Genomic DNA, 12,929 nt, shown 5'->3' with positions numbered 1-12,929 from the left:
GGCCGCCTTGTTATTTAAGGAGTGACCCGTGCCCTCTCCCGCACAAGCCAGCCAGCCTGCTGGGATTTATCCTGACGATTCCCCGATCCTGCGGCCGGAGCGCGAATCAGACCGGCTGCCGTCTGCCGTACCCCATGCCAGCACGGCCACGCTGCTTCCCGCACCGCTTGAGGGGCTCAGCACATTTCCTTTACCCGAACTGGTGTCGGCCGCTGGCGCGGCACGGGATTCCGGATTAGCCACCCACAGCGCGGCGGCGACAGCCCAGCAAGGCAGCGCTGGGCTGCCGCCGTTTGTCCTGGGGCCGCTGCCGCCATTGCCGTACGAGCGCGAACAGGCATCGCGCAGCCTCAGCGACGATGATAGAGCGGACATCTTGGCGTATGCCGATGCCGTGCCTTCTCCATCAGAACCGGTCACGCGTGCATCGGCGCAATGGGGTCGGTGCGACATCATCGGCCACGCGGCACCCGCCGCATGACAGTCAACGCGACCACGCGCTAGCGTGATTTTGCGTCGTCGGCGCGTGGCTTGTCGTGGGTACGCTGCGACGCAGCCGTGCGCGCGGCTTGCTCGCGAGGCTTGCCCATTAGCACCGGCTGGAAGAACACCGCGCCGATCAGCGTGCACACGAGCGACAGCGCGAGCAATTCGCCCATGCTCGAAGTGCCCGGATGATGCGATAACCACAGGCTGCCGAACGCGGTCGCCGTGGTCCCAGCCGACAAAATCACCGCCTGGGTCAATCCGGACTGTAGCAGTTTCGTCGCCCCAGCGCGCCATGCCATCACGTAGTAGATCTTGAACGCGACGCCCACGCCCAGCAGCAGTGGTAGCGCGATAATGTTCGCGAAGTTCAACGGCAGATTCAGCACGACCGACAGCTCGAGCGTCACGACCGCTGAGACTAGTAGGGGCACCAGCGTGCGCAGCACGTCGCCAAGGCTTCGCAGCGCGATCCACAGGAGCACCGTGATTGACACCAGCGCCAGCACGCCAGCCTGCACGAACGCGTGCACGATCGTGTCGGCCGAGTGCAGGATCGAAATCGGTCCGCCGATGGCCTGCGGCTCGGCGGCCAGCACGGCGGCACTGAATGCGCGTAGCTTCGTATCATCGTCGGGGTTCATGCTGGTGGCCAGCTTGGGCGAGATCTGCACGAGGGCACGCCCGTCAGAAGTGACCCACTGCGAACGCAACTCGGCCGGCAACGTCTGCAGCGTGATCGAAGTGGGTTTGAGCAGGTTCGCCAGCGACGCGAGCGACCATTGCAGTGGCTTGGCGATCGCGCGTTCGGCACGATCGCGCGTGGCTGCATCCGCTGCCGCCAGCTTACGCAGCGACGCCGCCAGATGTTCGGCCTCTTTTGCACCGGGCCCCGGATGATCGAGTGCCGCACTCTCCAGCATCGCAGCCGCGTTGCGCAGCGCTGACACGCGTGCCCCGTCGGGTGCGGGGTCCGATGGCGTTTGCTCCAGCACGGGCAACAATTGTCGTGCCGCCTGCGCGATCGTGGTCAGCTTCTGCGGCTGGTCGTCGGGCACAAAACTGGCGGCCGTCACCACACGGCCCACTTCCGGCAGCGCGCGCAGCTTGTTGGCGGCCTGCTGCGCATCGCCTAGCGATGCGGCCAGCAATTGGACATCGTTGACGCCGGTGTCGGACGCGCTGGCCAGCGAGGCGAGCGTGCGCATCGATTCGCTGTTCGGATCTTTCAAATGTAACGGATTGAAGTCAAAGCGCAGTTGCGTAAGCAGTGGCAAACCTGCCGCGATCAGCGCAAGCGTGACAAGCAGTAGTGGTTTGCGATGGCGCTCGGTGAATTCGTCCAGTGGGGCGAACGACTTGAATCCGGGCGCCGCGCCGCGTCCGGTTGGCCGCAGCACCGAGATCAGCGCCGGCAGCAGGGTCACGCAGGACGGCAACGCGACGAACAGAATACCCACCCCGGCAATTTGCCCAAGCTCTGATATGCCGCGGTATGCGGTCGGCAGGAACGAGAAAAAACTCGCGGCGGTGGCCGCGGCCGCGAGCGACAGCGGCATCGCGATCGAGCGCGCGGTGCCCTCCAGCGCGCGCTCCAGGTGGCCGCCCAGGTGGAACTGCTCGCGATAGCGTACGGCGAACTGAATGCCGAAGTCCACGCCGATCCCGACGAACAGCACGGCGAACGCGACCGAGATCATGTTCAATGCGCCGACCATCATTAATCCGAGCGCGGCGGTGATCGTGAGCCCGACCAGTAGCGTCACGAATACGGCGAACACCATCCGGCGCGAGCGGACCGCGAACCACAGAATGACCAGTACTGTGAGCAATGTCCCGATGGCATTGGGCACCGCGCCTTCGCGGACCGATCCGAACTCTTCGTCGGCTAGCGGCCGTGGGCCGGTCAATTGCACGCTCGCGCCATAACGCTGCGCCAGCTGTAACTCGGCCGCCACCTGCTTGATCCGTGCCGCTGCTGCGGCCCCTGCCTCCAGCGACCGGTAGTCGAGCAGCGGCTGCACTTGCACAAACGCGCGCGAGGGCAGCTCTGGCGCGACCAGTCCGCTCCACGACAGGCCGGCCGGCTGTCCGGCGAGCACCGCGTCGATCGTGTCGGCGCTGCGGCCCAGCAGCTTGGCCATGCCGGGCAGCGTGACCTGGCCGGTCTGCAGCGGCGTGAGCAGCGTGACCGACAGTAGGCTGGATAGGCCACGTAGCGACGGGTCGTGTGCGAGCCGATTCAGCAGAGGTCGCGCATCGACCAGTTTGCCAGTCAACTCGGTCAATTCGTTCTGCGACATGAACAGCAGTCCATGACGCTCGAAGAACGCGCCGCCGTCCGGGCGTGTCACGCACGAGAAGTAAGCGGTTTCCGATTTGAGCCGCACGGCCAGCTCGGCCGCCGCGCGTTGCGCGAACTCGGCCGCCGGTGCCTGGACGAGCGCCAGCGTGACGTCGGCCCGCTGCGGGAACGCGTCGTCGATTGCCTTGCCGCGCTGCGCCCACGGCGTGTTTTGGTCGATCAACCCGGCGACGTCGGTATCGATTGCAAAATGTTTCGCGATGTACACGATACTGGCGGCGCACAGCAAGATCGACACCGCGATGACGAAGTACGCATGTCGCGCCGAAAAACGCACGGTGCGCACGAGGAGCGAAGTCAGCATGGGGATGGCCTGAAATTCGGGGTTCGGCGCCGAGTATACAGGGTGCGGCAAGCCGAGTTGCGTTAAGCTACGGCCGCGGAACGCCGGTTATTGCGGCAAAAGGTGGAGTCGAGGTAGTCGAGATGAATTTCGTGGGAAAATTGCGATGAACAAATGGTTGACTTTCCTGGTGGCGCTGTGTGTATTCGGTACGGCGGGTACGGCGCTCGCCCAGACGTCGAAAGGCGGTGCCGCGAGCCCGAGCGATGCGGTACGCAGCGCGGTGGAAAACGTGGTCAAGGCCACGCGTGCCGATGTCGCCGCGCGCAGTGGCGATGTCAACGCGACATCCAAGATTGTCGAACGTGAGTTCCTACCGTACACCGACTTTGCTAGGACGACGCGTATTGCCGTTGGCGCGGCGGCCTGGAAGCAGGCGACGCCGGCGCAGCGCAAGCAACTGGTCGAGCAGTTCCAGAAGCTGCTCGTGCATACGTACGCGCTGCAGTTGACGCAGATCCGCGATCAGAATGTGCGGTTTCGCTTCGAGCCAGCGGCGCTCAGTGCCAAGGGGACGGATGCGGTGGTCAAGACCCGCGTGCAAGGCAGCGGCGATGACATGGATGTGGGCTACCGGCTCGGTAAGGGGCGGGACGGCTGGAGGATTTACGACATCGACATGATGGGTGCGTGGTTGATCCAGATTTATCAGCAGCAGTTCGCGAGCCAGATTGCGCAAGGCGGCATCGACGGGCTGATCCAGTACCTTAGTGCGCACAATGCGCGCTTCGGTCAGTAGCTTCTTTTGATTCAAGCTGTTTGCGGCGAATGGTTGCGTTTCCTGCAACAGGCGGCGCCGCTGCACCTGCATGAATCGGCCATGAGCGTTAAAATCGCCCACCGCCTATGGAGAACTCTATGCAAGTTATTCTTGCTCAACCCCGCGGGTTTTGCGCCGGCGTGGTTCGCGCGATCGAAATCGTCGAACGCGCGTTGCAGAAATATGGCGCCCCTGTTTATGTGCGCCATGAAATTGTCCACAATCGGCATGTGGTGGAATCGCTGAAGGCCAAGGGCGCGCGTTTCATCGATGAGCTGTCCGAGGCGCCACCGGGGGCGGTGACGATTTTCAGTGCACATGGCGTTGCGAAAGCGGTCGAGGACGAGGCTCACGAGCGGGGCCTGCGCGTGCTCAATGCGACCTGTCCGCTGGTGACCAAGGTCCATCTGCAGGGCAAGAACTATTTGAAGAGCGGCCGTCAGGTGATCCTGATTGGCCACGCCGGCCACCCGGAGATTCTTGGCACGATGGGGCAGATCGACGGGCCGGTGTCGCTGGTGCAGACCGAGGCAGACGTCGAGCGGCTCGACATTCCGGTGGATACGCCAGTCTCCTACGTGACTCAGACGACGCTGTCGGTCGACGAGACGCGCGGCATCATTGCGGCGTTGAAGCGGCGTTTCACCGATATTGTCGGTCCGGATACGAAGGACATCTGCTACGCGACGCAAAACCGGCAGACCGCGGTGCGCGAACTGTGCAAGCGCGCGGATGTGCTGCTGGTGGTGGGCGCAACCAACAGCTCGAACTCGAATCGGCTCCGTGAGATCGGCGCCGAATCGGGCGTGCCAAGCTATTTGCTCGCCGACGGCAGTGAACTCAATCCACAGTGGGTCCGTGGGGCGAACACCATCGGGCTGACCGCGGGCGCGTCGGCGCCGGAATCGATGGTCAACGATGTGATCGACGCGCTGCGTCGGCTCGGCCCGGTGGACGTATCGGTCATGGACGGCATTGAAGAAAACATCCAGTTCAGGCTGCCGGCTGAACTGACCGCGTGAAGCAAAGGAGTCAAAGTTGGCCATCCCATTTCTGCAATCGGCGTACGTCGGCGCTTACCTGGTCAAGCAGCGACTGAAGCGCAACAAGCGTTATCCGCTCGTGCTGATGCTCGAGCCGCTGTTCCGCTGCAACCTGGCGTGTTCGGGATGCGGCAAGATTGACTACCCGGATCCCATCTTGAACCAGCGTGTATCGGTAGCCGAGGCGCTCGAGGCGGTCGATGAATGCGGGGCGCCGGTGGTCTCAATCGCCGGCGGAGAGCCATTGCTGCACAAGGACATGCCTGAGATCGTCAAGGGCATCATTGCGCGCCGTAAGTTCGTCTACTTGTGCACGAACGCGTTGCTGCTCGAAAAGAAGATCAAGGATTACCAGCCGAGCCCATTCTTCGTCTGGTCGATCCACCTGGACGGCGACCGCGAGATGCATGACAAGTCGGTTTGCCAAGAGGGCGTGTACGACCGTTGCGTGTCGGCGATCAAGCTGGCCAAGTCGCGCGGCTTCCGTGTCAACATCAATTGCACGTTGTTCAACGACGCGCAGCCGGAGCAGGTCGCGACGTTCTTCGATGAGGTCAAGCGGCTCGGCATCGACGGAATCACCGTGTCGCCCGGCTATGCCTATGAGCGCGCGCCTAACCAGCAGCATTTCTTGAATCGCGAAAAGACCAAGAACTTGTTCCGCGACATCCTGCGGCGTGGCAAGGGCGGCAAGGCGTGGTCGTTCAGCCAGTCCAGCCTGTTCCTCGATTTCCTCGCTGGCAACCGCACGTACCATTGCACGCCGTGGGGCAATCCGACCCGCACCGTGTTCGGCTGGCAGCGACCGTGCTACCTGCTCGGCGAAGGCTACACGAAAACCTATCGCGAGTTGATGGAGACGACCGACTGGGACCGGTACGGCACGGGCAACTATGAGAAGTGCGCGGATTGCATGGTTCACAGTGGCTACGAGGCGACCGCGGTGAACGATACGATCTCCCATCCGTGGCGTGCGCTGGGCGTGTCGCTGCGCGGCGTGAAAACTGAGGGTCCATTCGCCCCGGACGTCTCGTTCGATCGCCAGCGTCCGGCCGAGTACGTGTTCTCGCGGCACGTCGAGATCAAGCTGGCCGAATTGCGTCAGTCCAAGACGTAATGTCAGTCCGCGTGCTGGTGACCGGCGCGTCCGGTTTCGTTGGCTCGGCGCTGGCCCGGGCCGCGCTCGCGCGCGGCTATCGTGTTCGCGCGCTGGTGCGGGCGAGCAGCCCGCGTGGCAACTTGCGCGACCTGGATATCGAGCTGGCCGAAGGCGACATGCGCGATGTCGCATCGGTCGAGCGCGCGCTCGATCAGGTCGATGTGTTATTCCACGTGGCGGCCGACTACCGGTTGTGGGCGCGCGACAGTCATGAAATCATGCGTGCTAACGCCGACGGAACCCGTTGCGTGATGCAGGCAGCGCTGCGTCGGCGTGTTGAACGTGTCGTCTACACGAGCAGCGTCGCGACACTGCGCGTGAGCGGCGCCACCGGTCCGCTCGACGAGACCGCGCCGGCCGACGAGGCGAGCACGATCGGCGTCTACAAGCGCAGCAAGGTGGCCGCCGAGCGTATCGTCGAGCAGATGGTCGCGCAGCAAGGGCTGCCGGCGGTAATCGTGAACCCGTCGACGCCGATCGGACCGCGTGACATCAAGCCTACGCCGACCGGACGCATCATTGTCGAGGCGGCGACCGGCAAAATTCCGGCCTTCGTCGATACCGGCTTGAATCTCGTGCATGTGGACGATGTCGCACAGGGCCATCTGCTTGCAATGGACCATGGACGGATCGGCGAGCGCTATATCCTCGGCGGCGACGATGTGCTGCTGCGCGAGATGCTGGCGGCGATCGCGCGGATGGTCGGGCGCAAGCCGCCGTCGATCGAGTTGCCGCGCTGGCCGTTGTATCCGATTGCGTTAGCGGCGCAAGGCCTCGCGCAGTGGACGGGCCGCGAGCCGTTCGTGACCGTCGATGCATTGCGGATGTCGCGTTATCACATGTTTTTTAGTTCCGCGAAGGCGCGGCGCGAGCTGGGCTATCGCGCCCGCCCTCATAGCGATGGTTTGCGCGATGCGCTCGACTGGTTTCGCACCAACGGCTACTTGAGGTGAAGCTTGCTGACCGCCATTGCAGTGCTATCGCTGGTGATCTGGATCGTGCTGCTCGTGGCGCGCGGCGGATTCTGGCAGGCGCAAGAACGGGATGATCGGGATTCGCCCGCCACCGGTGCCCCTGATGCGTGGCCGGCGGTCGTTGCGGTGATTCCGGCGCGCAATGAGGCCGCTTCGATCGCGCAGACAGTGAGCAGCCTGTTGCGCCAGGACTACCGGGGGTCGGTGCGGATCGTGGTCGTTGACGACCACAGCGAGGACGGCACCGCTGCCCTCGCGCGTGACGCAGCGCGTGCCATGGGGGCCGCCGAGCGGCTTACGGTGCTGCGCGGTGAGCCCCTGCCGGCCGGCTGGACTGGCAAGCTCTGGGCAGTTCGACAAGGCATTGAGGCCGCGCATGCCACCGATCCGCCGCCCGCGTGGTGGCTGTTGACGGACGCCGCTATCGAGCATGCGCCAGATAATCTGCGGCAGCTGGTCACGCGCGCGATCGTAGACCGGCGCGTCATGGTTTCGCTGATGGCAAAGCTACGCTGCGACGCGTGGTTCGAGCGCGCGCTGATCCCGGCCTTCGTGCTGTTCTTTCAGATGCTGTATCCGTTTTCATGGGTCAACCGGCGTGACCATCCGATGGCGGCCGCAGCGGGCGGATGCATGCTGGTACAGGAGGAGGCATTGCGGGCGGCCGGCGGCATCGAGGCGATCCGCGATGAGATCATCGATGACTGTGCGCTGGGTGCTCGGATGAAGACGCAAGGCGCGATCTGGCTTGGTCTGACCAATCGGGCGCGCAGCGTGCGGCCGTATGACAACTTAGGCGAGATTCACCGCATGGTCGCGCGTACCGCGTATGCGCAACTGCACTATTCGCCGTGGTTGCTGTGCGGCACGATCGTGTCACTGCTGGTCACCTTCGTCGCGCCGCCGCTCCTGGCCCTGTTCGGCAGCGGGCTTGCCCGCGTGGCGGGCGCGCTGGGCTGGGCAGCGATGACCTTCGCGTACCTGCCCATGTTGCGCTTTTACGGTCGTTCACGCTGGTGGGGGCCATGCCTGCCGGTCATCGCCGCGTTATATACCGCGTTTACATTGGACTCCGCGCTGCAGCACTGGCGTGGCCGTGGTGGCATGTGGAAGGGCCGCGCGCAGGCGAGGCGTTGAACTGGACGGTGATGTCGTTGGGGCGCGGGCTGCTGGCCTCACCGGCAGGAGCGCCGGCTCCGGTGGCATAAGTAGCAGCGATGGCATCGGTGGCACGGACCGATGACAAAACTTCGTGCGTCGAGAAATAACCTCTTGACGCTTCGCCGCTAGCCGCCTGCTGATGTAACCGCAGCGCGACCGGACGCGCGGGACGGAAAACCGAATGCGTTGCCGATCCTGCGCCGTGCCGTAATCAACGCGCGACGCGCATCCCGCGCATCGCGCGCGAGCGCCAGCAGGGCAGGCAATTGACCGGGATGGGCGAGCAGTGAGCGCAGGACGGCGCCCAGGTCCGTTGATCCGTCGTCGTTGAGCGCCGCGACCGCAGCCGGCGGCACAGAGCGCTCGGCTGGATCGACGATCGCGCGCACGCACACGAAAGGCAGACCATGCGCATACGCGACGCGCGCGACGATGTGCGACTCCATGTCAGCGGCCCACGCGCCACACATGTGCTGCAACCGCTGCTTGTCCGCCGCCTGGCTGACGGGCGTCGTGATGCCTGCAAGATCGGCGTGGACCGCGCCGTTGAGCCGCTCGAGCAACGCGTGGGACCATGGTTCGTCGCTTGCGTAGCGCTGCGCGCTGACTGGCGTCGCATCGTCCCGCGCTGCCGCACTCGCTTGGCGCAGGCGGCACGGGTCGGCGGCCAGCACCGAGCGGGCCACCAGCAACGCGCCGGGGCGCAACGATTCCAGCAGTGCGCCTGCGGTGCCGAAGCTCACCAGCCCTGAGCAGGACCGGCTCTGCGCGACGATCGCGTCAAGCGTGGTCGCCAGCCCGGCATTTTGCTGACAGATCACGCGTACGCCTGGACCCGCGGCGATCCGGGCCTCGAAGGCGAGGCCGGTGACCACCACCACGGGTGCGTCATGCATCACATCCCGCAGGCTACGGTGCATGCGTTGCGTACGGCGAGATTGCGGTAACGTGCGAGCGCCCACAGCGGGAAGAACTTGCGGTAGCCGTGATAGCGCAGGTAGAACACGCGTGGGAATCCGGTCGCGGTGAACAGTGTCTCATCCCATAGCCCTTCGTCGTTCTGCGTGTCCAACAAATACGCGATGCCGCGCGCGACGGCTTCGTCGTGTTCGCAGCCAGCCGCCATCAACCCCAGCAAAGCCCATGCGGTCTGTGACGCGGTGCTCGGCGCCCGTTCGTAGCCTCGGTAGTCGAGCTTGTAGCTGTCGCCGTCCTCGCCCCAGCCACCGTCCGGATTCTGGATCGAGCGCAACCAGTGCGCCGCGCGCCGCAGCGGCAACGTGTCCGGCGCGACGCCGGCAGCGCGCAGGCCGCACAACGCGGACCAGGTGCCGTAGATGTAATTCATGCCCCATCGGCCATACCAACTGCCGTCATCCTCCTGGTCGGCGAGGATGTAGTGCTTCGCGCGCGAAGCCGACGTTTGCCGCTGCGGCGTGCTAGGCAGTTGCGCAAGCATTGATAGACACCGCGACGACACGTCCACGGTCGGCGGGTCCAGCAGCGCGCCATGATCAGAGAATGGGATATTGTTCAGGTATAGATGCGTGTTTTCCGGCTCGAACGCGCCCCAGCCACCGTTGTGGCTTTGCATGCCGACCACCCACTCACAGGCCCGGTCGATTGCGTTGCGGTAACGATCGCGCACCTGCAGCTTCTCGACGCGGTCCATCGCCATCGCGACCACCGCCGTGTCGTCCACGTCCGGGTAATGCGGGTTCGCGAACTGAAATGCCCAGCCGCCAGGCCGCACAGTTGCGCGACGTGAGATCCAATCGCCCCGGGTGTCCAGGACCTGCAGCGGCAGCAGCCAGTCGAGCCCCTTCGCCGCGTGCTCGATCGCGCGCGGCTCGCCGGTCTCCAGCAGCGCGTGCGCAGTCAGCGCGGTGTCCCAAACGGGCGATAGGCAAGGCTGGCAATAGGCTTCGTGTTCGTGGATCACCAGCAGCTTATCGATCGACTTGCGCGCGATCGCGCGATGCGGATGGTCCGGCGGGTAGCCGAGCACGTCGTACATGAGCACCGAGTTGACCATGGCCGGGAAGATCGCGCCGAGGCCGTCCTCGCCGTTCAGGCGTGCGTCGACGAAGTGCACCGCGGCGTCAATGGCCTTCTGGCGCGACTGTTTCGGGAAATACGGATCGAGCTTGCGCAGCAGCGCGTCGATGGTCGAAAAGAACGAAAACCATCCCTGACTCTGATGCGCAGCCTTCGATATCGGCCCGATGTCGCGTGGCGAACCGACAAAAATCTCGTCGATGCCGATGCCGCGAGGATTGCGCGCGCGCGGCCGCTTGGCCTGCAGCACGAGCAGCGGCACGATCACGGTGCGCGCCCAGTACGACACTTTCGATAAGTGAAACGGAAACCATGTCGGCAGCAGCATGATCTCCACGGGCATCATCGGCACCGCCCGCCAGTCGAGTATGCCGTACAGCGCGAGCAGGATCCGTGTGAACACGTTACTCTTGGCTGCGCCGCCACGTGCCAGGATCGCATCACGCGCGCGCTTCATATGCGGTGCGTCAAGCGGCTCGCCGATCATCTTCAGCGCGAAATACGCCTTGACGCTGGCGCTCATGTCGAAGGCGCCGTCGTGGAACAGCGGCCAGCCGCCATGCTCGCCCTGGATGCGCTTCAGGTAGGCGCCGATTTTCGCTTCGAGCACGGGGTCTGGCGTCTCGCCCAGATAATGGACCATCAACACGTACTCGGCCGGAATCGTCGCGTCAGCTTCCAGTTCGAAGAGCCAATGGCCGTCGTCATGCTGAGCGTCCAGCAGCGCGTTGGTTGCCGAGCGGATTGCCTGCTCCAGACGCTCGTTCGGCGGCGCGCTGGCGTGCGCGGTGCGCGCGTCATCGACGTCGGGATTCAACGGTTCATGCAACATGTTCATTCGTATTCCTCGCAACAATTCCGCCGTGCGGCGTACGGCCGGCGGCGGGCCGGCCGCATGATCAGAACAGCCAGTGTCTGGCAACGGCCAGCATGAGGCGCGCACGCGACACGCGCACGCGCTCACGCGGCGCAGCAAAGCCACGCCGGACCAACTGCGCGAATAACGCGTGATAGGCTTGCGCCATGATGCGCGGCGCAATGACCACGCGGCGCGGATACCGTGCCATGATCGTGGTGGCTTGTGCAAAGTGCTCGCGCGCGTCGGCAACCAGGGGCGCGCAGGCGCGGTCGAGCGACGCGGCGCGGACCGCGTCAGGCGTGAGGTGCACGATGCCGGCTGCCGCGAGCGTGTCGCGCGGCAGGTAGACGCGGCCGATATCGGCATCCTCGTCGATATCCCGCAGGATGTTGGTCAACTGCAGCGCCCGTCCGAGATGGTGCGCGAGCTGCCGGCCGTCGTCGTCCGGCATCCCGAAAACCCTCACCGATAAGCGGCCCACCGCACTGGCGACGCGGTCGCAATACAGGTCCAGCGTATCGCGATCCGGCGCGACAATGGTGTCGAGCACGTCCATCTCCATGCCGTCGATCACCGCGATGAAATCGTCCTGCCGCAGCGAGAATTGCTGCGCGACGCGCGCAAGCTTGGCCAGTTGCGGGCTTGCATTGCCGGTGTACAAGGCGGCGATCGCGGTGCGCCATTGCTCGAGCGCGGCCAGCCGGCTTTCGCGTGACGCACCGCTGTCTGCGATATCGTCGACCTGTCGGCAGAACGAATAAATTTCGTACATACCTTCGCGCTGCGCGCGCGGCAGGATGCGCATCGCGGCATAAAATGAACTGCCCGACGCGGCTTGCTGGCTGGTCATAGCGTGATGTGCTTCGATGGGTTCGGCGATGCCCACGGGCTCCTCGGTGTGCAATAAAACGTGAGGATTGACTGCGCGCAGTCACGATGGCGCGCCCAGGCGTCACTATGGCGACTGCGCGCGCCAAAATATCCGCAAAGGTAGCATAGTTTGCTGCTGCCTGCCCCGTTCGCGCCGGATTTTACCCGGTTCGGCACGGATCGTGCGCCGTTCTGCTCGGTTTATTGGGGAACTGGCGCAAGCCACTGCCATCGTCACGCCCTTATCGCAGGAAGCGTCGCGCGAAGCGCGTGAGCGCTGGTGCTAGCTTTGGGCGCGGCAGACGCTTGTCATAGCCGGCCATGCACCGCGCGTTCTTCGCCAGACTTTCGCAGACCCTCTGCTCGTGCGTATCGGAGCCCAGTTTCACCGGCGTGCTGAGGTCGCGCAACATTCATTCGCGCATCGCGCGCATGCGTATAATCGTGGTCGTTGCCGTAGCGATGTCCACCTATGCTTGCCTACTTGTATCTCGCGATTGCAATCGTCGCCGAAGTGATCGGCACGTCGGCGCTCAAGGCGTCCGATGGTTTTACGCGGCTGCTGCCGTCGGTGATCACTGCGCTCGGCTACGCGGTCGCGTTCTACTGCCTGTCCCTGACGTTGCGTTCGGTGTCGGTCGGCATTGCCTATGCGATCTGGTCGGGAGTCGGCATTGTATTGATTTCGCTGGTTGCGTTCTTCGTCTACGATCAGCGGCTCGATTGGCCGGCGGTGACCGGCATGGGGTTCATCGTCGCCGGCGTCGTGTTGATGAACGGCTTTTCGAAGACCGCTGCTCACTAGGAATGCTGATCTGTCGTTCGCGTTCGCGATGGTCCCTGGCTACCGG

Annotated in this window: 11 protein-coding genes; 7 read left to right on the top strand and 4 right to left on the bottom strand. The window is 64.4% G+C overall.

Annotated features, from left to right (window positions below):
• Positions 1 to 28 precede the first annotated feature (28 nt).
• Positions 29 to 481 (top strand): hypothetical protein, encoded by a 453-nt coding sequence (locus RBRH_RS18100; RefSeq protein ID WP_013428860.1) that lies wholly within the window; start codon positions 29 to 31, stop codon positions 479 to 481.
• Positions 482 to 500: 19 nt separating this feature from the next.
• Here the strand turns inward: RBRH_RS18100 and hpnN are convergent, their stop codons facing one another.
• A complete protein-coding gene (hpnN, locus tag RBRH_RS14455; RefSeq protein ID WP_049786553.1) occupies positions 501 to 3,155 on the bottom strand; it encodes a hopanoid transporter HpnN in 2,655 nt (884 codons plus the stop codon).
• A 145-nt stretch (positions 3,156 to 3,300) separates the two neighbouring features.
• On the opposite strand from hpnN, the gene RBRH_RS14450 reads away from it, so the two are divergent.
• The 5 genes from RBRH_RS14450 (at position 3,301) to RBRH_RS14430 (ending at position 8,267) form a co-directional block, all read left to right on the top strand.
• Complete coding sequence (locus RBRH_RS14450; RefSeq protein WP_013428858.1) at positions 3,301 to 3,933, top strand: MlaC/ttg2D family ABC transporter substrate-binding protein; 633 nt, start codon at positions 3,301 to 3,303, stop codon at positions 3,931 to 3,933.
• A 119-nt stretch (positions 3,934 to 4,052) separates the two neighbouring features.
• Positions 4,053 to 4,976 (top strand): 4-hydroxy-3-methylbut-2-enyl diphosphate reductase, encoded by a 924-nt coding sequence (gene ispH, locus RBRH_RS14445; protein ID WP_041754873.1) that lies wholly within the window; start codon positions 4,053 to 4,055, stop codon positions 4,974 to 4,976.
• Between the two features lie 16 nt (positions 4,977 to 4,992).
• A complete protein-coding gene (gene hpnH, locus RBRH_RS14440) occupies positions 4,993 to 6,114 on the top strand; it encodes an adenosyl-hopene transferase HpnH (protein WP_013428856.1) in 1,122 nt (373 codons plus the stop codon).
• Entirely contained in the window at positions 6,114 to 7,109 is a 996-nt protein-coding gene (gene hpnA, locus RBRH_RS14435) for a hopanoid-associated sugar epimerase (protein WP_013428855.1), read from the top strand. The genes hpnH and hpnA overlap by 1 nt, the downstream gene beginning before the upstream one ends.
• Before the next feature lie 3 nt (positions 7,110 to 7,112).
• Positions 7,113 to 8,267, top strand: a complete 1,155-nt coding sequence (locus RBRH_RS14430; protein ID WP_013428854.1) for a glycosyltransferase — start codon at positions 7,113 to 7,115, stop codon at positions 8,265 to 8,267.
• 149 nt (positions 8,268 to 8,416) lie between these two features.
• Here RBRH_RS14430 and RBRH_RS14425 read toward each other — a convergent pair whose 3' ends face one another.
• The 3 genes from RBRH_RS14425 to hpnD all read right to left on the bottom strand — a co-directional run bounded on the left by RBRH_RS14425 (position 8,417) and on the right by hpnD (position 12,058).
• Positions 8,417 to 9,187 (bottom strand): phosphorylase family protein, encoded by a 771-nt coding sequence (locus RBRH_RS14425; RefSeq protein ID WP_041754872.1) that lies wholly within the window; start codon positions 9,185 to 9,187, stop codon positions 8,417 to 8,419.
• Positions 9,187 to 11,187 carry a squalene--hopene cyclase gene (gene shc / locus RBRH_RS14420; RefSeq protein ID WP_083813549.1) on the bottom strand — a complete coding sequence of 667 codons (2,001 nt, stop codon included), beginning with the start codon at positions 11,185 to 11,187 and terminating at the stop codon, positions 9,187 to 9,189. The genes RBRH_RS14425 and shc overlap by 1 nt, the downstream gene beginning before the upstream one ends.
• A 61-nt stretch (positions 11,188 to 11,248) precedes the next feature.
• Entirely contained in the window at positions 11,249 to 12,058 is an 810-nt protein-coding gene (hpnD, locus tag RBRH_RS14415; protein WP_041755045.1) for a presqualene diphosphate synthase HpnD, read from the bottom strand.
• A 492-nt stretch (positions 12,059 to 12,550) separates the two neighbouring features.
• Between hpnD and RBRH_RS14410 the strand changes: the two genes are divergently transcribed.
• The gene (locus RBRH_RS14410) at positions 12,551 to 12,883 is read left to right on the top strand and encodes a DMT family transporter (protein ID WP_013428850.1); all 333 of its coding nucleotides are present in this window, start codon (positions 12,551 to 12,553) and stop codon (positions 12,881 to 12,883) included.
• The last annotated feature ends 46 nt before the right edge of the window (positions 12,884 to 12,929 follow it).

The organism is Mycetohabitans rhizoxinica HKI 454 (assembly GCF_000198775.1).
Taxonomy (GTDB): Bacteria; Pseudomonadota; Gammaproteobacteria; order Burkholderiales; family Burkholderiaceae; genus Mycetohabitans; species Mycetohabitans rhizoxinica.
The sequence above is the reverse complement of the archived record's forward strand: the minus strand, read 5'-3'. Positions and strand labels throughout refer to the sequence as shown.